17 protein-coding genes are annotated in these 22,680 nt (G+C 55.7%); 8 read left to right on the top strand and 9 right to left on the bottom strand.

The window, feature by feature from the left end:
• Positions 1-86: 86 nt before the first annotated feature.
• Positions 87-1,208, top strand: a complete 1,122-nt coding sequence (locus tag D9K61_RS24560; RefSeq protein ID WP_162947018.1) for a radical SAM protein — start codon at positions 87-89, stop codon at positions 1,206-1,208.
• Between the two features lie 219 nt (positions 1,209-1,427).
• Positions 1,428-2,054 (top strand): hypothetical protein, encoded by a 627-nt coding sequence (locus D9K61_RS24555; protein ID WP_120635843.1) that lies wholly within the window; start codon positions 1,428-1,430, stop codon positions 2,052-2,054.
• Here D9K61_RS24555 and D9K61_RS24550 read toward each other — a convergent pair.
• Entirely contained in the window at positions 2,047-7,338 is a 5,292-nt protein-coding gene (locus tag D9K61_RS24550; protein ID WP_120635842.1) for a type I polyketide synthase, read from the bottom strand. The genes D9K61_RS24555 and D9K61_RS24550 overlap by 8 nt on opposite strands.
• Positions 7,304-8,068: a thioesterase II family protein gene (locus D9K61_RS24545; protein WP_162947017.1), complete on the bottom strand. Its 765-nt coding sequence runs from the start codon at positions 8,066-8,068 to the stop codon at positions 7,304-7,306. The genes D9K61_RS24550 and D9K61_RS24545 overlap by 35 nt, the downstream gene beginning before the upstream one ends.
• Positions 8,069-8,291: 223 nt before the next feature.
• Between D9K61_RS24545 and D9K61_RS24540 the strand changes: the two genes are divergently transcribed.
• From D9K61_RS24540 to D9K61_RS24530, 3 genes are read left to right on the top strand one after another with little or no spacing between them, the layout of a single operon-like run.
• The gene (locus D9K61_RS24540; protein ID WP_120635840.1) at positions 8,292-8,888 is read left to right on the top strand and encodes a hypothetical protein; all 597 of its coding nucleotides are present in this window, start codon (positions 8,292-8,294) and stop codon (positions 8,886-8,888) included.
• Positions 8,889-8,895: 7 nt separating this feature from the next.
• Entirely contained in the window at positions 8,896-9,678 is a 783-nt protein-coding gene (locus tag D9K61_RS24535) for a hypothetical protein (protein WP_120635839.1), read from the top strand.
• 33 nt (positions 9,679-9,711) lie between these two features.
• Entirely contained in the window at positions 9,712-10,425 is a 714-nt protein-coding gene (locus D9K61_RS24530; protein ID WP_120635838.1) for a hypothetical protein, read from the top strand.
• A 75-nt stretch (positions 10,426-10,500) separates the two neighbouring features.
• Here the strand turns inward: D9K61_RS24530 and D9K61_RS24525 are convergent, their stop codons facing one another.
• The 6 genes from D9K61_RS24525 to D9K61_RS24500 all read right to left on the bottom strand — a co-directional run bounded on the left by D9K61_RS24525 (position 10,501) and on the right by D9K61_RS24500 (position 16,204).
• Positions 10,501-11,157, bottom strand: a complete 657-nt coding sequence (locus D9K61_RS24525; protein WP_162947015.1) for a sulfotransferase — start codon at positions 11,155-11,157, stop codon at positions 10,501-10,503.
• A 74-nt stretch (positions 11,158-11,231) separates the two neighbouring features.
• A complete protein-coding gene (locus D9K61_RS27730) occupies positions 11,232-11,435 on the bottom strand; it encodes a sulfotransferase (RefSeq protein WP_216825847.1) in 204 nt (67 codons plus the stop codon).
• A gap of 44 nt (positions 11,436-11,479) precedes the next feature.
• Complete coding sequence (locus tag D9K61_RS24515) at positions 11,480-12,721, bottom strand: glycosyltransferase (protein WP_120635836.1); 1,242 nt, start codon at positions 12,719-12,721, stop codon at positions 11,480-11,482.
• A complete protein-coding gene (locus D9K61_RS24510) occupies positions 12,702-13,790 on the bottom strand; it encodes a glycosyltransferase (protein WP_120636177.1) in 1,089 nt (362 codons plus the stop codon). The genes D9K61_RS24515 and D9K61_RS24510 overlap by 20 nt, the downstream gene beginning before the upstream one ends.
• A gap of 76 nt (positions 13,791-13,866) precedes the next feature.
• Positions 13,867-14,613, bottom strand: a complete 747-nt coding sequence (locus D9K61_RS24505) for a sulfotransferase family 2 domain-containing protein (RefSeq protein WP_120635835.1) — start codon at positions 14,611-14,613, stop codon at positions 13,867-13,869.
• Positions 14,614-14,683: 70 nt separating this feature from the next.
• Positions 14,684-16,204 (bottom strand): lipopolysaccharide biosynthesis protein, encoded by a 1,521-nt coding sequence (locus D9K61_RS24500; protein WP_120635834.1) that lies wholly within the window; start codon positions 16,202-16,204, stop codon positions 14,684-14,686.
• Between the two features lie 354 nt (positions 16,205-16,558).
• Here D9K61_RS24500 and D9K61_RS24495 point away from each other — a divergent pair, with 354 nt between their 5' ends.
• The 3 genes from D9K61_RS24495 (at position 16,559) to D9K61_RS24485 (ending at position 21,329) form a co-directional block, all read left to right on the top strand.
• Positions 16,559-19,744, top strand: coding sequence for a glycosyltransferase (locus D9K61_RS24495; RefSeq protein WP_120635833.1), 3,186 nt, complete (start codon positions 16,559-16,561; stop codon positions 19,742-19,744).
• A gap of 176 nt (positions 19,745-19,920) precedes the next feature.
• A complete protein-coding gene (locus tag D9K61_RS24490; RefSeq protein ID WP_120635832.1) occupies positions 19,921-20,169 on the top strand; it encodes a hypothetical protein in 249 nt (82 codons plus the stop codon).
• Positions 20,170-20,345: 176 nt separating this feature from the next.
• Entirely contained in the window at positions 20,346-21,329 is a 984-nt protein-coding gene (locus tag D9K61_RS24485) for a glycosyltransferase family 2 protein (protein WP_120635831.1), read from the top strand.
• 17 nt (positions 21,330-21,346) lie between these two features.
• Here the strand turns inward: D9K61_RS24485 and D9K61_RS24480 are convergent, their stop codons facing one another.
• Entirely contained in the window at positions 21,347-22,642 is a 1,296-nt protein-coding gene (locus D9K61_RS24480) for a glycosyltransferase (RefSeq protein ID WP_120635830.1), read from the bottom strand.
• Positions 22,643-22,680 lie beyond the last annotated feature (38 nt).

The raw sequence follows: 22,680 nt of genomic DNA, 5'->3' as shown, positions 1-22,680 counted from the left end.
TTGCCAAGGATAGTCACTGATTTCAAACCCGCTACCCAAGAGTTGTGATAAGGTAAAACTGAGAAAGAGTTTTGAGGGGCACCGTTGTGAACCCGATCCAGAACTATCTTTATAACCAGCAGCGCCGTTCGGGACCTCGACCGCTACTGTGTTACAGCCCGTCAACAAGCCTTTATTTCGGCACTGACGGCAATGTTTCAAGTTGCTGTTACAACCGCGAACCCTTAGGGCGCTACCCTAACAAATCAATTCGTGAGATTTGGCAGGGACGCGCGCGTCAAGCCCTGTGCAAACGCATCGCAGCGGACGATCTTGGCGGCGCTTGCAACGGATGCGGGTCGCAAATCGAAACTGGAAATTTTGGTGCCGTCGTCGCACAACATTTTGACCGTTGGTCGCCTAACCTGGATCATCCAACAGCGCTGTCTTTCGAGTTGCACAATGCCTGCAATCTGGAATGCATCATGTGCAACGGAGAGCTGTCTTCGCGGATTCGTCGGTTTCGCGAAAGGCGCGCTGCAATGCCGCAGGCGTATGGCCAGCCCTTTGTCGACGAACTGGAAGAGTTCATCCCCCACCTTGAGGGCACGACTTTTTATGGCGGCGAACCTTTCGTCATGCGGCTGTACTACCGGATCTGGGAACGGCTCATCGCCCTGAATCCGGATTGCGAAATCACGATCCAGACCAATGCTTCGATCCTTCCAGATCAAGCCTTGTCAGTATTGAAGCGGGGCAACGTGCATATCGGCATCTCGCTCGACAGTGTTCAACGCGACACCTATTGCTCGATCCGTCGCAATGCCGACTTTGACACTGTGATGGCGAACGCGCGCTGGCTTGCCGACTATTCGCATCAAAACAACCGGCCAATCGGGATATCGGCCTGCATCATGACCGTCAATTGGCAGGAGCTGACCGATCTTTTGGATTTTGCCGATGAACTTGGCGCGGTCCTGTATTTCAATACGGTCTGGGAGCCGGAGCACCTGTCGCTTGCCTATGCCGCGCCAACATTGATCCAGAGGGTGATTGAGCTTTATGGCAAGCTTGCAGTTGCACGTGGGCTTGGCGGTCCGACGGGTACCGCGGCAACGCTGACCTCCACCAATTTGGCGGGCTATGTCGCGCTTTTGGGCACATGGTATCAGGCCGCAATTCAGCGCGAGAGCGAGGGCAAATTGGCGCAAACTACTGCTTTGGTGTAAGTTGGGCGGGTCAATACGGCTACGATAGGGGCTGAAATGGCCAAAACCACCAGGAAACAACCAGCAAAAAAACCAACGAGGAAGGCAAAGCGGAGCGCGCCTAAACCTAAACCTGCGCCGGCTGAGGCACCTCAGCAAACATCTGGAGTTAGGAATGGCAATTCGGCCCCGGAGGCAGTCGGCCCTGGAACAGGTGGGCAGGTCGACCTACAGGCCGCCATGGAGGAAAGCTACCGTCAGCTGCAATCAATCTATGCGGCGTTCACGCAGCAATACACTGATGCAGGGACACAGTATCAGAAGCTATCGGAACAAGGGTATGCGCCTGAACTAGCAGACCTTTACAAAGAATTTACCGAAACACGCGGGGCCGAGATTGCGCAAGAGGGACTTCAGCTTGCCATTCGATATGCGGCATCGGCTCAGGTTCTGTCCAAGCGATACACTGATGAATTGTTCCACTTCCTGAATACGCGCGGAATGAACGGGTATCTGGCCGACCCGGCACCTGAATCTCAGGCGGCATCAATTTCGCTGTCTGGTGCGGCGGGCACGACCCTTTCTGCGAGCTTTGATGTCGAAAACAGCACGGCAACCAGCGTCAGCCCCCGCGTCTCGACCACGCCGGTTCTGGATGACTCTGGTACGGCCCTAGAAGGCGCGATGATCGATGTCGTGCCAGAGCTTATCAATCTCGCGCCCGGTCAAAAGCAAACGGTAAAGGTGATGATACCGCTTGATGCCGACCTCTACCGTGAGGGGGTGTGCTATTCGACGGCTCTTGTGATTGTTGGATTAGGGCAGGCGCGCAACAAATTGATTTCTTGCCAAATAGACGTCATTTGATTGGCCGCATCAACCGCCAGATACGGTAACTCCATTCGCCCGATTTCATCGTTTCATAGACAGCTGACCCTGGCGCGGCCAAAAAGTTGCTCATATCCTGATCGCCACCAAAAGCACCCAGGCGCGCAGCAGCGATTTCGTCGCATGACAGTAACACATTGGGTGTGATGTCTCGTTCATCTTCAATCACAAAGCCCAGATCTTTTAGAAGTTCGAGACACTGATGCAGTTTACCGATCGGCAAAAGGTCGGTGTACAGAAACGCACCGCCCGGTTTCAGAACCCGCATCACCGATGCATAGAAGCGCTGGATCGCAGGATAGGTGTGAGAGCTTTCTATGTTCGTGACAACGTCAAACTGCGCATCCTTGAACGGCAAGTCCTCGGCGTCGCCCTGAAGAAATGTCAACCGGGGGTCTGTGTGTGTTTTTCGGCAAAACTCGACAGCCGCGCCCGAGAGGTCCATGCCGGTGACTGCGGCGGGTTCGAAGAACTCTGCCAAGGTTCTGGCTGTTCCACCCCGTCCGCACCCCACGTCCAACAGGGTTTTGCCATCAACAGGGTAAGTTCCGATCACTTCCAGCGCCAGTTTGACCGAGTTCCGGTTCATCATCTTGTCGCTGAGCTCTGCTTTCGACGCCACGGGGGCGCCGTTCGGCGCATAGCCGTAATTCAGGAAATGCGCGAAGGCACCGAAAGCGGACCCATCAAGCTGTTTGGTTACTCCATCATACATGTCCTGAAAGCTCTTCTTGGCGCCCTCCAGTTTCAGGTCCGGATCGTGCGCCACAGGTATAGGGTCGACCTTGATCCGTTCAGACGTTTCCTGTTCTTTCCCTATGTTTTTCTCGATCAGCGGCGCCAGCCCTGCAATCGTTGGCGCATCAAAAATCTGACCGACCTCTGGCGTGTAGCCAAACCGCTCTTCGATCCGCATCGTCATCTCAATGGCAAGCAGGGAATGACCGCCCAATTCAAAGAATTTATCATGGATACCAACTGGGCTTAGCCCAAGAAGGTCTTCCCATATCCCGGCGAGGATGGTTTCCATGTCGGTCTTTGGCGCCTCAAAGGGATTGGTCAGGTTCGGACGGTTGTGGCCACCTGCCGAAGCTTCTGTCGTGCCTGGCACGGCGGTGAACTCGACCCACTCGGCGAGCCTCGCCTTTAGCGGCTTTGTCGAGATAACGATCTGGTTGGCATCAATCGCTGCCAGCCGCAAAAGCGCCTCGGCCCCATCCTCGGGTGAAATGGCATCTTCTCCATGAGCCTGATTCGCAAACGCCCATTGATCCCAGTTGACCGAGATCCACCTTGCGTCCGTGGGCCGGGACGCGGCAAAGCTGTCGAGCATTTGATTGGCGGCAGCGTAATACCCCAGATTTAATCCGCCAAGAACCGAAGAAAGCGACGAGCCGAGAATAACGAAATCCGGCGCATGGCTCTGCAGGGCTTTGGCCAGAGTCCGAGCGCCACCGATCTTGGGATCAAGTTGACGTGCCAGATCTGCAGGGGTCAGCTCTTGTAGTTTTCCAAACCCATCTTTCACGTTTCCCGCCATATGGAAAACGCCGTCGATTTCGCCAAAAATCTCCTTGGTTTTGGACAAGGCTTGGTCGAGTGAGTGTTGATCCGTCGTGTCTGCCTTCAACACCTCTACGTGACCCTTGCGATCCAACTCCAGCAACCTTCGTGCAAGGATCGCAGTCTTGTCAAATTCGTCCGGACCAGTGGCCATCTCCTTCCAATTGGCTTTTGGCAGTGCTCCGTTACGAGAAATCAGAACCAGCTTTGCCTGATATTTTTCGGCCAGCATCCGTGCGATCGTCAATCCGATATTGCCGAGACCGCCAGTAATCACATAGACGCCATTTGTTTTGAAAAGCGGCGAAGGATCGACGGGCTCCAACGGTTTTGCAGTGTAGCTCAGTCTGTGACGTTTGCCATCAATGTAAGCAACGCTGGGTGAGAATTCAGAGGCCTGTAGCTCGTCCATCAACCGGCCTGCAAGACGGTCCGCAGAGGTCGCGGTTTGATCGTCTTTGGCGACATCTACAGTCGTGACCCTAAGTGACGGAATTTCCTGGCCAAGGGTCTTCGCCATGGCCAGTGTGGCTGACGCTGCAACAGAACATGTTCCATCTGATCGGGCTGATTGTGCCTGAGCTGTCAGCGAAAACATCCGAAGCTTTGCCATCCCATTGGTTTTGGCAAGTTCGATGGCCGCGTTTTGCATTGTGCCGACGCAGGTTTCAGCATCCTCAAGCATGAGTGGCCAGAAGAAAACAACATGGGTGATCGGGTTGGTATCATCACGAAGCCGTTCGGTCAGCCGTGCCATATGTTCCGGCTCATCGGGGTCCACTATGAAAGACCCGTCCTTGCGCTGCATGAACCGTTTTCCCGCCGTGGCTTTGATGGCTGTCACGCCCTGCGCTGCCAGCGCGTTTTGTAAGCTGATCGCAGCACTGCTTTTGTCACTGAAGATCAGTATGCGTGCGTCCTTGGATAGGCGGTGCGCGCCCGTGGTTGGCGCTTCGACCCAGTCAGGCAAATAAGCCCACCCAACCATAGACTTGCGTGTGGCCGCCGCCTGCATGCTTGGGTCCTCGCCGCCGCCGACCCAGTAACTGTCGCGTTCGAACGGGTAGGACGGCAGCGCCACCTTTCGCCGTGTTTCGCCCCTGTAATAAGTATGCCAGTCGATGTCCGCGCCTTGCGCCCACAATTGACCCAGTGCGTCTGTTGCAAGGTCAGCCTCGTCTGAAGGTCCCGCTTTGCTGTCCATGGCCGACAGCGCCACAGAGTCGCTGCCCGCCAATTGCAGGCCAGCGAGATTGGTCAGCGCGCGACCCGGCCCGACCTCCAGGAAGATCGCATCTTGCAACTCCAGACCACATTGCACGCAGTCGGCAAACCGAACCGTGCTTCTGAGATGCATCGCCCAATAGGCGGGGTCGGTTGCTGCTGTTGCTGTCAGCACGCTGCCGGTGAGGTTCGAATAAATGTCGATAGTGGGGGCGCGCAAACGCACATCCTCGAACACATCAATGAACGCATCAAGGATCGGATCCATCATGGCGGAATGGAACGCATGTGACGTGCGCAGCAACGTCGCTGTGATCTTCTTGTTTTCAAGCCGTTTGGCCAAGCGCTTTATCGCAGGGGTCGGACCCGCCACCACCGTCATGCCGGGCGCGTTGACTGCGGCCACCGCAATATCATCCGGTAAAAGAGGGCGCACAGATCCTTCGTCCTTTGGGATCGCCAGCATTGCTCCGGGTTTGCAGGACGCCATCAAAGCACCACGCCGCGCTACAAGTTTCACCGCATCTTTCAGCGTCATGACACCGGCCAGCGTCGCCGCAACGTATTCACCAATGCTGTGACCAATCATGGCGCGCGGGCGAACGCCCCATGACATCCAGAGCTGGGCCATCGCATATTCGACGGCAAACAAAGCGGGTTGTGTGAACTGGGTCTGCTTCAACTTGTCAGCGGCGCACTTTCGGTCGTTTTTCGTTGGAAACACGATAGGCTTCAGGTCTAGTTCGGTCTCTGCCCGAAATGCGCGGCAACACCGGTCAAAAGCTCGGCGAAAAACGGGTTCAGCTTGGAACAGACCCCTGCCCATATCCGGATATTGTGACCCTTGGCCGGAAAACATGAAGACGACAGGTCGGTCTTCACCATTGGATTGAAACGTGCGTACCTTTTTGGCGTTATAAGACAGAAGCGCGAGTGCGCTGCCGGCCGGATTGTCAGCGTCAACACGCACATAACGCCGATGCGAAAAGCGGGCGCGGCCGGTTTTGGCGGTGTAGGCAATGTCTGCGAGTTCAGATGAAGTTGCCGTCATGATCTGGCGGGCTTGTGCCAAAGCCACTCGGTTCAGCGCGGCCTCACTTCGGGCCGACATGACCAATAATTGCCGCTTGCGTCCCGGTCCTGAGTTAACCTGTTTTGGTGGTTCTTCCAGAAGGACATGTGCATTTGTTCCGCCTACCCCAAACGAGCTGACGCCCGCGCGCCGGGGTCCATCGTTTGCCTGTATCTGGGTCGCGTCGCGATTTACGAAGAATGGGCTTGTCGGAAAATCGATCCCCGGGGCTGGAACATTGAAATGGGGATTGGGGGGCACTTCGCCAGTCTCGGTCACCAGTGCAGCCTTGATCAGACCGGTGACCCCGGCGGCGCAACTTAGATGGCCCAAATTGGCTTTGACCGAACCGATTGAGCAGAATTGCGTATCATCCGTCGACTTGCGAAAAACACGCGACAGGGCCGAAACCTCGATGGGATCTCCAAGCATTGTAGCAGTTCCGTGGGCCTCGATGTATCCGACCGAGCGCGGCGCAATGCCTGCCATCTCGAAAGCTGTCTCGATAGCGCGCGCCTGTCCTTCTGCACTTGGCGCAGCATAGCTGACTTTGTTTGCCCCATCGTTGTTGTGCCCGAAACCTCGGATCACGGCCCGAATGCGGTCCCCGTCGCGGATCGCCTTGTCCAGGCGTTTCAAGACAACAAGCCCGACACCACTGCCGACGATCGTGCCCTGAGCAGCTGCATCAAACGGGCGGCATTGCCCGTCCGGTGACAAGATTCCACCCGCCGCGAACAGATAACCGCGTCGCTGCGGAACTTTCACCGTTACCCCGCCAGCCAGGGCAATATCGCAGCTTTCTTCCAGCAGGCTTTGGCACGCCAGACATGTCGCGACCAGCGATGTCGAGCATGAGGTCTGCACGGTAATAGCCGGACCGGTCAGGTTGAGTTTATAAGCCACCTGAGTGGCCATGTAGTCTTTATCATTTGTGATCATCAGCTGCATGCCGTCCAAAAAACCCAGACGATCAAGATTGCGATTGATCAGATAAAGGTATCCCGACAATTCGCAGCCGCCGAACACGCCGATGTCGCCCTTGTAGCGGTTGGGCACATAGCCAGCGTCTTCCAGACTGTGCCAAGCGCATTCCAGAAACAGACGGTGTTGGGGATCGGTCAGTTCGGCGTCACGCGGGCTGAACCCAAAGAATTCGGCATCGAACTTGTCGACATCCTCCAGAAGGGTTGCTTTGTTGACGTAGTTTGGCAGTTCATGGATGTCTTTGGGAACACTCGCGCCCTCCATCTGCTCGGCTGTCAGGGTTGTAACAGCTTCGCGTCCAGCCATAAGATTTTTCCACAGCTCGTCGACAGTCGCAGCGCCGGGAAAGCGGCCCTGCATCCCGATGATCGCGATGGAGTGTTCATCCGGCGCGATGGAAGTCCTTTGAGTGTTCATTCAGAGAGCCATCAACATAGTCAAACAATGAGTCGGCGAAATCCGGGTTGGAAAACGGAAAGAAGTGATCGCCGGTAAAAAGGCGACACTCGAACCTAAGGCGGGTCCTATGGCGCCAACCGAGAACGGAACCAAACGGAACCTGCAGGTCGTTGTCAGAACCTACGGCAAGGATCGGGCAATCAAGCGGTCGATGGTTTTCAGCGCCATCCGCGTCATACCGTTCAAGCAAGGTGAAATCGGCGCGCAACGCAGGCAGCGCGCGGTCCATCAAATTGGCGTTGGAAAGAACTTCCACTGGCGTGCCATCAATCGCTTCCAGTTCTTTCAGGAACGCAGCGCGCGGCAAGCCGGATATCTTGGTGCCTTGGGCGGCCACTTGCGGGGCACGTCCCGCGACCACGAGCAAGTTGGGCGGGCGGCCTTTCGCCCCCAGGGCTCGGGCTGTTTCATAGGCCAATAGTGCCCCGAAACTGTGCCCAAACAGGGCGTAGGGCCTGTCCGTGAGCGGCAGCACCCTTGTAACCACGGCGGCGATGAGGGACGGCCACGATTCAACAGGGGCGTGGTCCGATAGGGCCCCTCGACCGGGCAATGTTATGGATCTGACATCCAAAACCGGCGCAAAACCGCTTATCCAATCTTGAAAGCGCTCTCCTGCACCGCCTGCATGGGTAAAACACAACAGGCGACCGGACAGGCCTGCACAGATAGCGTCATGTGGACTCAATGCGATTTCAACACTCACAGCGTCTGTCACCCCTGGTGATGATTACCGGCACGCGCCGCGCACCCAACCACTGATCTGCCTGTACTATAACACAAATTGGTACCTTTGGCGCGGCAGCACGTGTGCGGCTGATCAGCAAACGTGATCCGGGACGCCAAATGTGCTATCCTTAAGCCACCATTTGCACGTTTTTCGTGCCAAACGCTTATTCATATTGAGGTGCATGTCACAGGCACTGCACCGATATCATTCGGAGGTGACGATGCCAGGCGGCGGTAAAGGCGGAGGTGGCAGAAGCACCGTAAACGTCAACAACGGACCCATTTCAATCGATTCCGATACCGATGCGGATATCACGGTAAACGGTCTCGACGATATCGGCGTCACGCTGAATGGCGGTGCGAACCCGATCAAGACCGAAACAAAGCTTGAGGGCGGGGATCCGATCAAAACGGAAAGCCTTCAGGACATCAAAATTTCCGAGCCCATAGTCACCGAAAGCTCAAGCGATCTGACGCTCGAGATCAAGCCGCTTTCGATCGATGTGAAACCGGTAGCATTCGATTTCTGCACGACGGTTAACTATGGCAAGCTGCCTACCGGTATTATCTGCCAACCTTATCACCACCACATCGGCGTGACCTATATGGGTGTCGAATATTATGGCGTGACCTATAGCGGTGAAAGCAAGCAGATCTACGAGGAGTTGCCTTTCCGTCCTTCGGTCCAGTTACCGGCACAAAGTTCGGCCCCGTCCTCGGGGCAATCTACAGCCGCAAAAAAACCAAGTTCTGGCGGTGTGAAAATCCATATCAAGTAGGCGCGACATGGCAACGGCATCAAAGAAAACGACCCCAGACGTCAAACTTGTTGAGCCGCTTGTTTTGATTGGCGAGCCGGGTGCGCTGTGCGGTACCCTGAACCTTGAGAATGCGGGTGCTGAAAGAAAGGCGCTGCGCGATCTCAAACTGACGCAGGTAGCGCCCAAGGCTGGACGGGGTGCGAAAGCCACGGCATCTGAATCGGCATTGGCGGTGGATTTGCCACGCGTCAAAATTCGGGCAGGTGCCAGAAAAACGATCCCTTTGACGGTTGCGCTGAAGCCGTCGACGCCGCCTGGCATATACACGATGTCATTTCCCGTGGACGGTGCGGACCATCAGGCCCAGGTCATCGTAACCGAGGTTGTCGATCTTGAGGTTTCGCCGCCCGAAGTGTTTGTGGTGGGGAAGAAAGGCGCGAAGGTCGAAAAGCTGATGGCCTTTCAAAACCATGGCAACGTTCCTGTCACCATTCCCGCCATCGGCGCCGTGCAACTTGATCTCGATGAACTACATTGCCGGGCGCAACGGGGAACGCTTAAGAACCTTGAAGATAGCAACCGTACATTGGACGACGTGATGCGGGCCGTGTCGATCAGCTATGAGGCCGAACTTGCGAGTTTCGCGCCGCTTAAGGTCACAAACGATCCCATTACGCTGAAAGCCGGCCAGGCCGCATCTCAGGTCTGGACCTTTCAGATCCCGAGCAAGATTCCCGTTCGCGTCGAGACAACTGCATTCATTCGGATTTTGTCGGAAACTGTGACGGTACGTATTTTGGCTGTCTGAAGGTTCCGCTATCCGCGATTAGGAGGCAAGAACATGCAAAAAACGATGACACACCCCGGCGGCAGCTATGCCCGAAAACCCGAGGTGTTCTATGCGTATTGCTATCGCACGCAAAGCATGCGGATGATGGATATTGATGACTATCTCTGCAGTCTTCGTGAAGGGTACACACAGTTGCAGGCCTATTATTCGACTGCGCTCTATGGGGTGCCGGCTGTGCCGTATTCCCCCAAACCATGTGGATGCGATTACGGGTGTGATTGCTGTGACAACCGGTGTGCTTACGACAGTTGTTGCGAATGCTGTATTTGTGACGGAGACGTGCTGATTGAGGCACGGTGTTCTGAACGACGCGTCATCTCGGTCACGTTTTCCAACGACAGTCGCCGTACCCGTGACGTGACACTTTCTTTAAGCAGTTTCACTACGGCAAGCGGGCGTGATCTTGGATGGAATGCCTCGTTGTCTGAAACCAAGTTCCAATTGGGGCCTTGCGAGGAAAAAGTTGTGTTGCTCGCCGTTGATATCGATTGTTCTGTCTTCCACAACGACCAGGGCACAGGCAAAGCATCGAAAGGTCGCGAAGAGAAGGACGATCAACGTTGTCACGATGTGGACCGCTGTGAAGTTGCTTATGCGCGCATTAACGCGGATGGCTGCATCAACCGGCCGGTTCTTGTTGCAGTCGCCGTTCTGCCAAATCAGTGCGACAGCCACATTTCGACCTGTCATTGCGATTGTTGCTGACCCGCTGCCGCGCGAGCAGATTGCAGCCAGTGTTTTAGCGCCATTTTCGTTGACTGAGGTCTTGGAAGATACTTGCTACTGGGTAAAGCCGGGCCAATAGTCGCTCAGGGTCTTCCCCAAAAGATCTGAAAGCCCTGCATTTCGATCCGACAGGTGCTGACGCAAGTAGTCGCGCGTTCTAGATCGCATGTCAGAAGGCGGTTGATCCTGCGTCAGAACCCGCTTTTCGATGAAGTGATACCAGCGGCGGTATGCTTTGTGGCCAATCGCGGACAGGGTACCACTGAAACCGTCGAAATGGCGGGCATAGCGGTAGCGTACCAAAATCTGACCCACGCGATTCACGCGAAGAAGTGTTTTCGTTCGGGCGGGGTATTTTGTTCGATTGTGCCAGGTTTCAACTTTTGCGACTGGCATCGGCGAAAGGCCGAGAAATGTGGTAACTTCGTTGATTGCAGCTTGTTGATCGGCCTCGAACTCCTCGAACAAGACAACATGCACTCGGTCCTTTCCAAGGGCTGCATGGAATTGCCGTAAAGACGGGGCATAGGTTGAACCCAACACGATTGAGGGTTCGCTGCTGAGCGCCTTTTCAAAAGACACACAGGTACGTCCGCTGCGCAGAAGATGCCAGTATTGCGAAAAAGCGCGCCGGACTGGATCCCGCAGCATGAAAATGACTTTAGCGTTTGGATTCATGGATTTGATGCGAAACGCTGCTACATCGGACATCAGGTAAGTTGTTGAATCCTCGCCCGTAAGGCATCCATCGGGGGCGTCAGAAAAGCGGTTTTGATACCAATCTTTCAGGGTGGGGTCGTCGGGGATCGCCAAACCAGACCATCGCCATCCATCCCCAAGAAGTCGCCATGTGCAATGGGATCATCGGCATCAAAGAAATACAGCTCGTTTTTTGCCATCCAGACGTCAGGATGCTGATCTAACACTTGATGCAGGGAGGTTGTGCCGCATTTCGGAGCTCCTCCTATGATGAAGTCCGGTATTGCCAATTCAGTGCCTCCCAATCGATCATCTGGTGGAAGAGGGTTGAAAGCTAAGATGCAGTCATCTGGCTTGCTAACTCGGCTCGGGTCGCTGACGGCAGGGTTCGACAACGTTCCAGAAACTCGGCATTTTGTAGGTCCTCATTGTAGTCGCGCTCGACTTTCTTGCGGGCGGCTGAGGCCAATGCCGTTGCGTTTTCGGGGTCTTGCGCAAGGAACAGGATATTCTGACACAACTCTTCTGCGTTGTGTTCGTCTGACAGAAGCCCGGTCTCATGATGGGTGACCAGTTCCGGTATGCCAGAATGGCGCGTTGCACACACCGGGGTTCCAAGCGCCATTGCCTCCATCAAAGTAACGGGTATGCCTTCCTGGTCGCCATCTTTTGCCGTGCAGCTTGGGGCGAGCATGACATCCGCATCGGTGATCCGTTTCAGAGCTTCCGGGTGGGGCAGGGCACCGAGAAAACAAACGCGATCCTGCAATCCGGTGCGCGCCACCTGGCCCTGCAGTTCCGATGCTAACGGGCCGTCTCCGCCAATGTCGTAACGCCAGTCGATCCGGGGGTGCCGTTGGTGCAGCAATGCCAACGCTTCGATCGCGGTCTTCAATCCCTTTTTCTCCACCAACCGACACAGGCTGAATATGCGCAGCGGCGGGTCGAATTTTGGTGCAGAATAAGGGTAACGGGTTACGGGAATACCAAGGTGTCGGGTTTCGACGCGAGCCTTGGGGGCGCCGCACTCAACGAGACGTTCTGCAAATTGGGCGTTGACCGTGACATGCAGGTCGCCCTGCGAGAAGAGGTCGCGATATCTGGCCAATCTATCGCGCTGATACTCGACGCTCACATCCCGACCGTGAAAGACCGTCACCAGAGGTGGGCGATGTTTCCAGCCCTTTTGCGCGCGCGCCACCGCCGCACCGCGATACCCGAAATGCGCGATCACAACATCTGTATCAATCTGCCGTCGCCAAGCAGATCGATCCAGCCGTGCAGCCATTCGGTCAGCCAAGTGTCTTGGGAATAGTTGCAACAGGTTTGGTCTCGCAGGTGGCCAGACGACAATGCGGACATCGTTCAGCAGCGCCTTTTCCTCGGCCGAAAGTGGTGCTTCGGCGTCGAAAGTTTTGCAGGCCACTGTCACCTTGTGCCCTTGCCGCACGGCATATAGCACCTGCGAGGTGACAAACGTTTGCGACACCGTTGGAAAGCTTGAGACGCAAAAGCAGATGTTCAAGGGTCGGCTCCGATTTGGTTGATCTGCCAATTCAGGCTGAGCAGCGGACATTCTGTTTTGAAACAGCCCTATTCAGTACCGACACGAACGCCTCATGCTGGCGTTTGAAATCGAGTTCGGGACGTTTTGCATAAGCCAGTGCTGTTTTTGACAGGTCATCATACACCTCTTGGTCAGACCACAGCTTGCGCAGCGCATCGACCCAGTCTTCGATTGGCGCATCGTGGGGCAGTACTATGCCGCCGGGGCCAATTGCTTGGCTCAGACCCCCTCGGTTCGAACCAATCACGGGGATGCCGCTGCAATGGGCTTCGGATGCAACACGGCCCCAGGCTTCCTCCCACTGACTTGGTGCCAGCAGGACCTTCGTGCGCCCGTAGACCTTCGACATATCTGACGTTCGGCTCATGAAGGTGACATTCGGCAGCTCGGCAATTTCATCCATGATTTGTTTGAAAAGACCGTCCCAAAGGGTCCAGGCTTCGACAAACAGGAAAGGAATGTCAGGGCAGGTGCATGCCATCTCACGCGCGACTTCATATCCTTTTTTTGGGTGTATGTTGATAAGCGTCGTGAATTCCCGAGTGGTATCGCACCTGTACTCATCAAAGTTGATGGTTGGCGTAATCACCGCGCAATCAATGCCGTAAGCATCGATATAGGCGCCGGCGGTAAAGTTGGAATTGGCGATGAAACTTGCGCCGGGAATCTTACTCACATCCCCTTCGTTTTCATCAAATTCGACGTTGCGCAGATAGAGGACAACGGGCAGGCCCAGCTTTGCAAACTCCATGCCCAAACGCGCGGAATGTCGGGTTTGGATGACCACGGCATCGGGGCGGAAACGCTCAACTGCTGCGGAAATTCGGGCCGGGTCAACAGGCTCCCAAGTGCGCATGACCTCGTAGCCCTGACTGTGGTCGACGCTGAATGGGCGACCGGTGATCTTGCGCTGGGCCCGCATCCTAAACCCAAAGAACCCCCGGCCGGAAAAACCGCAATACACGGCGCATTCATGCCCTTGGGCAATACTCTCGCGGATTAAGTGATCGGTGCTATTTTGGGTGCCGCCGCTGGCTTCGGGCAACCAGCCATTTCCGCCTGCAAATAGAATTCGCATCTTCATACCCCTGCAAATGGGCGCAGGCACGCTGCGCGCGTTGAAATGTTGTGGCGGGCGAGGCGGGTAAGCTGGGTCATCGTTGATCTGCCCCGTCCGCTGGCTGGGTCACGAGAGGCTTGATTGCCGAGGTTGCGTCCCATGTCTTGCAAACATCCGCGTGTAGTTCGACATCGGAGGCATAGAGATGTCGGATCCTGTCGACACTCGATTGCGACAGATCGGATTTTTGCGTTCGTGAGCCAGTGGTCTTGTTCGCATGCGACAACAGGCTCGCAGGCACACCAGCAAGCTTGGTTAGCCCTTCGGCCATCTTGTGAAATGGAACCAACGCATCGACCATCACGGTTTCGCCGTCAGAGACGTAATCCGTCTGAGGTCGAAAATGAAAAAACCTCATGGTCGTTTTGCGGAATGCCTTTTGTGTCCAAAGCCGGTTCAGGAAGTCATCGACCGGTTTCGCCCCGATCATTCTGGATCCGAACTGTCGGTCTTGCGCGTTACGTCCGCCAGATTTCAGATAGTCATAGGCAGACAGAAACCGGTCCACGGGGTCGCGCAGGATCGCGATTTTGGGAAGTTGTCGCCATGCCCTTGGACATTCGGACTTCACCTCGTGCCAGGTCCGGTGCCGGACGCGGTATCCAAACAGGGCGTTTTCTACAGATGTACCGGCATTCTTGGGAATGTGAATGAGAATAAGCCCTCGTTGCAAATAGACTTCTTCCAGGTGCGGGTCGGGTTTGGGTTGCAATTGATCAATCATTCGGTCTGGCATCATTCGCCAACCGATCTTGGTGCTGATCCGTGTCAACGTGTGCATGGCAGAGCCTCCGGCGGCTGGGCTGCGCAACCGGAACAAAAGCGTCGTGCAATTGGTGTCACAGAATACGTCATGCGGGCCTCTTGTCTCTGCGTTTTCTCAGTTCCTGCAGGGCTTTGGCTGCCAAACCTTTCACTTCGCTCAGGATTTCGCGGCCATAGGGGCTGAAGGCCAGAAAGCCGGAAAACACCACATAGCTCAGCGCAGTTCCGGCAAGTAGCTTTCCAAACGCGTGATCGGGCAATGATGCTTGTATGGCCAAAACGATCACGTAACAGACGAGACCGGCGCAAAATACAGGCAGAATTCGCCGCCGGATGCTATCCCGACCAACCGGGCCCTTACGGGTGACAAGCAACCAAAGGGGGAACAGTTTCAACATCGTGACTGCGGCATAAGCCATCGCAAATTCACGAACGCCGAACTGCACCCCCCAAACAAACGCTGCACAGGTGACGGTGGCAGACGCAAAGCCCCACCATGCCATCTCGGTTGTGCGCCCCTGGCTGACAAACAGCCACCCGGTTGGATTTGCCAGCGGTTGCGCCAAGGCGGCAACGCCCAAAGCCGCGAAGATCGGGGCGCTCTCGGCCCATTGTGCGCCGAGCAAGAACGGAACAGCTGTGTCTGCCATCCCGGTCATCGCGGCGACACCGGGCAGGATAGCAAGCTGCATCAACCCGAAGACGCGAAAGAATGCGTGGGTGTAGCGGTGCGGTTCGTCCTGCATCCGGGATAGAACCGGTACCATAACCTGCGACAAGGGCTGCGCCACACGGTTCAACGGAAACAGGATCAGTTTGTACGCCCGATCGTAGAACCCAAGCGCCGAACCACCCCAGACGCGCCCAATCAAGATACTGTCGAGGTTGCGAGACAGAAAATTCGCCAGCTTGAAACCTGTCACGCCCGCGCCAAATCCCAACAGGTCTGCCGTTCCAGCGGCGATAGCGGGGCGCGACGGGTGCCAAGGGACCCAAGCCCATACCAAGAAGGCACCAAGAACACCGCCAGACAGCGTGCCTGCAACAAGCGCCCAAGGCGTTGGCGAGACCAGCGCCCAAAGGATCGAAACGACCAAAGAAAACACTGCGATAATGCTGGCGTTTATCGCAATTCGACCAAAGCCCATACCGCGATTGAGTAGGGCGAAATGCTGTGCGCCAAGCGCTGTAACGACCATATTCAGCGCCATGATCCTGATCAGCCAGGTCAATTCGGGCTCTTTGTAGAAATCAGCGACTAGCGGCGCCAGTAGGATCAGCAGGATCGTAAGCGTTAAACTGACGCCCAAATTGATCCAGAATAATGAGTTGAGTTGCCCATAGGTCAGTGTCCGTTTCTGGATGACCGCCTGCAGCAGGCCCATTTCCTTGAACAGGGTCAGAAATGCGATGACCGGCCCGATCATGGCGATCAGACCGAAATCAGCGGGCCTGAGTAATCGCGACAGGATCAGAACTGACCCGATTTGGCACCCGACCATCACCAACTGACTCAGCGCGGCATAGACGCTACCCCGAACGACGGTTCCGCCGTAGGTGTCATGGGCGACGGTTTCGACCACCTCATGAGGATCGCGTTGGGCCATACATTAGGACTTTCTGCCAATTTGACCTGGCAAGAATTGCATGGAGCGGGGGGCTGTGCCCGCCCTTTGCACGCGCAGCATCTTTTTCAGCAACTTCCCGCCAAACGGGTGCCCACGATGGCGGAAAACATTCTATGGGTAGCAGGCTTGAACCAACGATTAGGCACATAGGACTAAAACGTATTTGATTTGTAGCGTGCCGGCGGAATCACCTTATGGACGAAATTTCGCTCATTCCAATGCACGGGCAGGCTCGGTTTTGCCGGTTCGGCATCGCGTCTTTGACAAGCCTCGCAACCTCAACCCGGCTGCGGCACAAAAGCGTAAGCGTATTTGCGATGAGATGTTCGATCGATGCCTACGGACAATGCAAGCGGAACTGAAGTAACCTTAGAGCAAGGCAACGGCTCTGGGAAAAAAAGGCACGTTTTGTATCTGGCGCATGATCTGGATGATACTGCCATCTGGCGTCGGGTCGATATGCTTAGAACAGGTGGTGTCGACGTCACCGTTGCAGGGTTCCGGCGTCGATCTGGCCTGTTACCCGAAGAGGCTTTGGTGTTGGGCCTGACCCATAATGGCAAGATGTTGCAACGCGCCTTTTCGGTTCTGAAACTTCGCTTTCGGCTGCGCGCGATTGTCAAAAACGTGCCGCCCGTGGATGCAGTCCTGTGCAGAAACCTTGAAATGCTGGCGCTTGCGGTGCCGTTGCTTCGGGTTTTGCGGTCAGATCGACCGATTTCATTAGTTTACGAGGTCCTCGATATTCATCACCTGATGGTCGGCCAGTCACTCAAGGCGCAGATAATGCGCTGGATTGAACGTCGACTGTGCCGAAAGGTCGATCACATTGTCGTCTCCTCTCCGGCCTTTCAGCGAGAGTATTTCGTTCCCATTCAGCACAGCACAGCATCGATTCTCTTGGTGGAAAACAAGGTGGTTGAGCAGAGCAACGGCGCATCTGAACCTGAGGGTCGATCGGCGAATTCGGCTCAGGTTGCGCTTCGTATTGGCTGGTTTGGAATTCTAAGGTGCCGCTTTTCATTGCGATGTCTGGACGCCCTTACAAGGGCCAATCCAGGTCGCTACCAGGTTGTGTTGCGTGGCCGTCCGGCGCTTGATGAATTGCCAGATTTCCATGAAGTCGTCGAGGCCAACCCGAATTTGATGTTCGAAGGTCCGTATTCCTACCCGGATGATCTTGCCGCTATTTACCGGGATGTGGATCTCGCGTGGCTGATTGATCGTTACGATTCCGGTGGTAATTCGGATTGGCTGTTACCAAACCGCCTTTATGAAAGCGGACGAAACCGAGTGCCGCCCATCGCGCTCGCCGGAACAGAAACCGCGCACCGTATGGGTGAACTTGGTATTGGGCTGATACTGGAGACGGCAGATGACGCATCAGTCATCTCGGCAATGGAGCAAGTGTCACCCGAGATCATGGACCACTTGCGCCAGATGCAACACGCTGTACCGGCAGACGTTTGGCAGGCTACCTTGCAGGATGCGCGCGATCTTGTTGATGCAATCACGGATAAGCAGCCATTCAAAGCGCCTGACCCCATTGATACACCGCAAGATGCAGTTCTGATTGTCATTCCGACTTTGAACGAAGCTGAGCACATCGCGGATGTTGTCGATGGGCTGACTGTCTTTCTTCAATGCAGAATCGAACATGTGGCGGGCGCGCGACTGGTCATCGTCGACGGCGGTTCAACGGACGGAACGCAAGACATCGTCAGGGACAAAATCGCAGCCTTGCCGAACTACGACATCCGGCTGTTGAACAACCCCGCCCGATATCAGAGTGCTGGAGTGAACGCTGCCTGTGCCCGGTACGGTGAAGGTATGGACTGGCTGGCGCGTCTGGACGCGCATTCCAACTACCCGGTCGACTATATTGACACGTTGTTGGCTGAGGCACACCGGACCGAGGCAGCCAGCGTTGTCGTGCCAATGCACGCCATTGGCGCGACCCGAATGCAGCGCGCCATCGCAGTGACGCAAAACGCGCGCCTCGGAAACGGAGGGTCGGCGCATCGAACCAGAGGATCCGGGCGGTTCGTCGATCATGGGCATCACGCGCTGATGCGGCTTGACGCTTTCAGGTCGGTCGGCGGGTATGATCCGCGGTTTTCGCACAATGAAGATGCCGAGCTGGATATGCGCCTGACGCAGTCGGGACACCGGATTTGGCTGACGTCACACACCCAGCTCGAGTATTTTCCTCGCATCACCATCGCCGCAGTGTTCCGTCAATACTTCAATTTTGGCGGGGGCAGGGCGCGGACGATGCTAAAGCACCGCCAGATGCCGCGACTGCGGCAGCTTGCGATGATGGGTATCACGCCAGCGCTGGGGTTGGTTGTTCTGGCCCCTCTCACCCCTATATTTGCGTTGCCTGCAGCGATCTGGATTTCTGCATGCTTGATCGCGGGTGGGGCACTTGCTGCTGAAAGGCGCCAGGTTTCGGTTCTGAGTGCGGGTCCGATTGCGATCGTTATGCATTTGGGTTGGTCAGTTGGTTTCTGGAGGCAGCTGTTGCTGCGCCCATCAGATGATCAATTCGGAGATGTTCCAATATCCCACACTCAGAAACCTGCGATCCCTTTGGATCATATAGCTGTCGGCGTTTGCACGTATCAGCGCACCAGCCTTATGGATACGTTGCAAACGCTGGAGTATCAGAACCTTCCAAACGGTACGCGCCTTTCGATCATTGTTGTGGACAATGATGCGTCACCCAGCGCGCGCAGCATCGTCGATGAGTTTGCTGCAGCTTCACGTCACCATGTGATCTACCGATTTGCTCCTGCGGGAAACATCGCGATTGCGCGCAATGCTGCTCTGGAAGAAGCGGAACACTGCGGTCTGCGTACTTTTGCTTTCATAGATGACGATGAGTTGGCCCCACCGAACTGGCTCAGCGGCCTTGCTGTGCGGCTCGCAGACGCGGACGCAGATGTTGTGGTCGGGCCGGTCCGCGCAGGGTACGGACCAGAGGCGCCGCGATGGATGCGCGCGCTGCGCATTCACGACACAACGCCAGAGCTTGGGGCAGATGGCCGGCCGATTGCGGGTCACAGCTGCAACGTCATTATGGATCTTGGCAGTGACGCTCTGGCGGGTCGGCGGTTCGATTTGGATCGCGGCGTGTCTGGGGGCGAAGATACGGCATTCTATAAAGATGCCGTGGCGGATGGCGCCAGAATTGCGTTTGCCCCGCAAGCTCAGCTTGAAGAGCCGGTAACGCCGTCCCGCGCAACCATGTCATGGTTGTTAAGGCGGCGGTTCCGCATGGGGCAAACACATGGAAGCCTGCTGCGTCAACATGGTGGAGGAGGCGTACGTCTCAGGACCCTGCCGCTCGCGTTTGCCAAAGTGATATATTGTTTTCTTTTTGCACTGATCACGGCGCCAATCGCCGCGCGGCGCAATGCAAGCCTATTGCGTGGTGCATTGCATTGCGGAACAATCGCGTCATTGATCGGGATCCAGGACATCGCGGTCTATGGCGAGACTGGCGAAAAGGCTTAGGCAGCTTCACTGGGGCGCTTTTGACGCAACTGTTTCGCATATGACGTCATATTGTTCATTAGTTCGCAACAACTGGGCTTAGAATTGAGTGGTGGCCCGGAGTGTTTTTGCTGTACTCTGCATCAAATGGTGGAGGAACGGGGCGCTAAATTGAGCCTCCGCCAATAGGGGAAACGATGCAGTTACCGATTTTTGTTGCGGGACTTTTTCTGTCCGTCGTCGTATCAGCAGTGATTGGCTATGTGGCTGGATTCAGCTCGTCGCAACTGGTTCTGTTTGTGATCGCCGTCACGGTTTTGCTGCAACTGGTCTATGTCCTTGTTGTTGCGCTGTTGGCAGCTGACAGAAAGCGCAAAACCCAAGAGGCGGATGATCGCGCACCGTCCGTGCCGTCCGCGCAGGTATCACCAAAGTCGGATGCGTAAAGCCGGTTACGGTTTCCAATGGCAATCCCGAAGTAAAACGGATCAGTCCCATAGTATCGCAGGCGATTGCACGCTGACGTAGTATCACTGGCCTGGTTTCCCTTGGACGAAGACACTGTGTGCTTTACCCCTTTTGGGGATAGCCCATACAAGTCACGTAAGCTTAACCAAGTCTGATGTCTGCAAGCGTCACCGTCATCATAGCGGCATTTAATGCTCAGGATACTGTGCCCCGTGCGATCCGTTCGGCCTTGATCCAGCCGGAAACGGTTGAGGTGATTGTTGTTGATGATGCGTCTCGGGACGCCACATGCGACGTCGTTACGAACGAAGCTAAACACGACCCGCGCGTTCACTTGATCCGACAAGGCGCCAACCACGGACCCGCCGCAGCGCGCAACCGAGCCTTGGATGTTGCAACATCAGACTATGTTGCAGTGCTGGATTCTGACGATGTATTTCTGCCTCGGCGGCTTGCGCACCTATTGTCTGCCGAGAACTGCGATATGGTCGCGGACAATATCGCATTTGTGACACCCGAAAACTTGTCGGAGGCGGCAGGACGGGATTGGTCAGTTATCGACCCGGAATTCACACCGCTTGGCGCAGCAAAGTTTGTACGGGGCAATCTTCGGAATCACGGAATGTCACGCGGTGAGTTGGGTTTTTTGAAACCCGTTCTGTCCCTAGATTTTTTGAAACAGAACAAATTGCGGTATGACCCATCTTTGCGTCTTGGCGAGGACTACGATCTTTACGTGCGGATGCTACTGGCCGGGGCACAGATGCAATTGACACGTAGGCCAGGATACGCGGCGGTGGTGCGTTCCAATTCTCTCAGCGCACGACACGGTGCGACTGAATTGGCGAAACTGCATACCGCGCTCCAATCGCATCTCGACATCAGGCCGCAGAATTCAGGTCTGAAGCAAGCCATGCAGCAGCATCTGCGAGAGGTGCGGCGAAAGCGGGATCACCGGGTGTTTCTTGATCTGAAACGTGAGCACGGGACATGGGCCGCTATACGGTATCTGACCAGCGCGCGAGATCGCGGGTGGCCGGTGACGCTGCAGATTGCGCGCGATAAACTGAAGCTCAGCGAAACGGCAGGGGAGGCCGCACCTGAGAGCGGGTCAAGACTGTTGCTGTCTGTCAAATAGTCGATGTGCGGGCCGGTCTAAATAACGTCCAAAACCACATGGCGAGGGACTTTGGCCGTGCTGACATCTTTTTTGTTAAGCGCAAGCCGCGTGGAGCGCCAGCTTGGCAGATAGCCTAGGCCATCCAGTCCAGCTGGGCCGTCTGCGATAACATCGACGGGTCCGGTACTGGCCAGTTTAGCGAGATCGCAGGCCAATGTACGGCGTAACACCCAGTCCGATGGATTGACGGGGACACGTATAGCGCCCGGAGGCGCGTCGATCTGATCAATCCGATTTGGCGAGGCCAGCACTATAGTTTTGAGGCCTTCGGTCGTTTGCGTGTGGCCGATAAATCCTGACAGGCGCCAACGGTCGACAAGGCTGTTTGCAAGATCAAGCAACAGTGCCGGGCGACGCCCAAGTCGTCGCATAATGCCCCACACCTTCGCGGATTTGGTATCGCTCACAAGGCTTTGATACGTCATTGCTTTTTCCAGCCGCACTCGACGCTGGTCGAGCAGGGTAACAAGCTCATCGTCTTTAGGTGACATGGTGTCAGCCAATTTTGCGATTTTGGCGTGAGCACGCAGCAGACGCTGCAAGGAAGAAACAGATAGGCGATGGGACACGGACCCCGAATGGCGACGGTAAAGATACGTCGGATCTGGAAGCAGGACGAAATTTGTACCCGCGATCAACAGTCGGAAGTACAAATCAAAATCTTCGCCCAAACGAAGAGCTTCGTCATATCGAAGCGAACGCAATTTTTCCCGACGGATCAGTGGTTTCAGATAACCAAATGAAGTGAATCCAGCAATGGCCGAGTCGCTGCAGACAAGATCGGTTGCCGTAATCGGTTGCGGCTGTTCGATGTGGCTGGTCTCTAGCAAGGTTTGGCCTGCCGTACGTGCAGACCCGAAGCACAGCAAATCATCGGCTACCGCATCCGCCCCCATACTTTGGGCTGCAATCAGCATGCGCTCGATCCGCTGCGGGTGGATCAGATCATCGGCGTCGACAATCGCGATCCATTGCCCGCGGGCGGCGTCCAATCCGGCGTTTCGGGCTCCGGCAGGGCCGTGATTTGTGTCCAGGGCGATTGGCCTGAGCCTGGTGTCTGATGCGGCTATGTCCTCAATGATCTCCAAGCTGCGGTCTTCTGATGCGTCATCAACCACAATCAATTCCAACTCTGAATGAGACTGGTTCAGAACCGATGTTATCGCGGCTTCCAGATAGGCGGACCCATTGAAATTTGACATTACGACAGACACCAGAGAGCCGGTTTCAGTTCGCGCTGATTGCAGTTCCGCCGTTGCGATGTTTGCCATAATTCCTATCGCTCACCAACAAAGCCCGTCTGTGACTG

The sequence above is a fragment of the Ruegeria sp. EL01 genome (assembly GCF_900313035.1).
Taxonomy (GTDB): Bacteria; Pseudomonadota; Alphaproteobacteria; order Rhodobacterales; family Rhodobacteraceae; genus Ruegeria.
The sequence above is the reverse complement of the archived record's forward strand: the minus strand, read 5'-3'. Positions and strand labels throughout refer to the sequence as shown.

What these genes read in the sequence shown, in the direction of transcription:
- D9K61_RS24555 (WP_120635843.1), top strand. Translation starts at nt 1,428, where the DNA reads ATGGAGGAAAGCTACCGTCAGCTGCAATCAATCTATGCGGCGTTCACG.
- D9K61_RS24550 (WP_120635842.1), bottom strand. Translation starts at nt 7,338, where the DNA reads ATGAACACTCAAAGGACTTCCATCGCGCCGGATGAACACTCCATCGCG.
- D9K61_RS24540 (WP_120635840.1), top strand. Translation starts at nt 8,292, where the DNA reads ATGTCACAGGCACTGCACCGATATCATTCGGAGGTGACGATGCCAGGC.
- D9K61_RS24535 (WP_120635839.1), top strand. Translation starts at nt 8,896, where the DNA reads ATGGCAACGGCATCAAAGAAAACGACCCCAGACGTCAAACTTGTTGAG.
- D9K61_RS24530 (WP_120635838.1), top strand. Translation starts at nt 9,712, where the DNA reads ATGCAAAAAACGATGACACACCCCGGCGGCAGCTATGCCCGAAAACCC.
- D9K61_RS24525 (WP_162947015.1), bottom strand. Translation starts at nt 11,157, where the DNA reads ATGTCCGATGTAGCAGCGTTTCGCATCAAATCCATGAATCCAAACGCT.
- D9K61_RS24515 (WP_120635836.1), bottom strand. Translation starts at nt 12,721, where the DNA reads ATGTCCGCTGCTCAGCCTGAATTGGCAGATCAACCAAATCGGAGCCGA.
- D9K61_RS24510 (WP_120636177.1), bottom strand. Translation starts at nt 13,790, where the DNA reads ATGCGAATTCTATTTGCAGGCGGAAATGGCTGGTTGCCCGAAGCCAGC.
- D9K61_RS24505 (WP_120635835.1), bottom strand. Translation starts at nt 14,613, where the DNA reads ATGCACACGTTGACACGGATCAGCACCAAGATCGGTTGGCGAATGATG.
- D9K61_RS24500 (WP_120635834.1), bottom strand. Translation starts at nt 16,204, where the DNA reads ATGGCCCAACGCGATCCTCATGAGGTGGTCGAAACCGTCGCCCATGAC.
- D9K61_RS24495 (WP_120635833.1), top strand. Translation starts at nt 16,559, where the DNA reads ATGCCTACGGACAATGCAAGCGGAACTGAAGTAACCTTAGAGCAAGGC.
- D9K61_RS24490 (WP_120635832.1), top strand. Translation starts at nt 19,921, where the DNA reads ATGCAGTTACCGATTTTTGTTGCGGGACTTTTTCTGTCCGTCGTCGTA.
- D9K61_RS24485 (WP_120635831.1), top strand. Translation starts at nt 20,346, where the DNA reads ATGTCTGCAAGCGTCACCGTCATCATAGCGGCATTTAATGCTCAGGAT.
- D9K61_RS24480 (WP_120635830.1), bottom strand. Translation starts at nt 22,642, where the DNA reads ATGGCAAACATCGCAACGGCGGAACTGCAATCAGCGCGAACTGAAACC.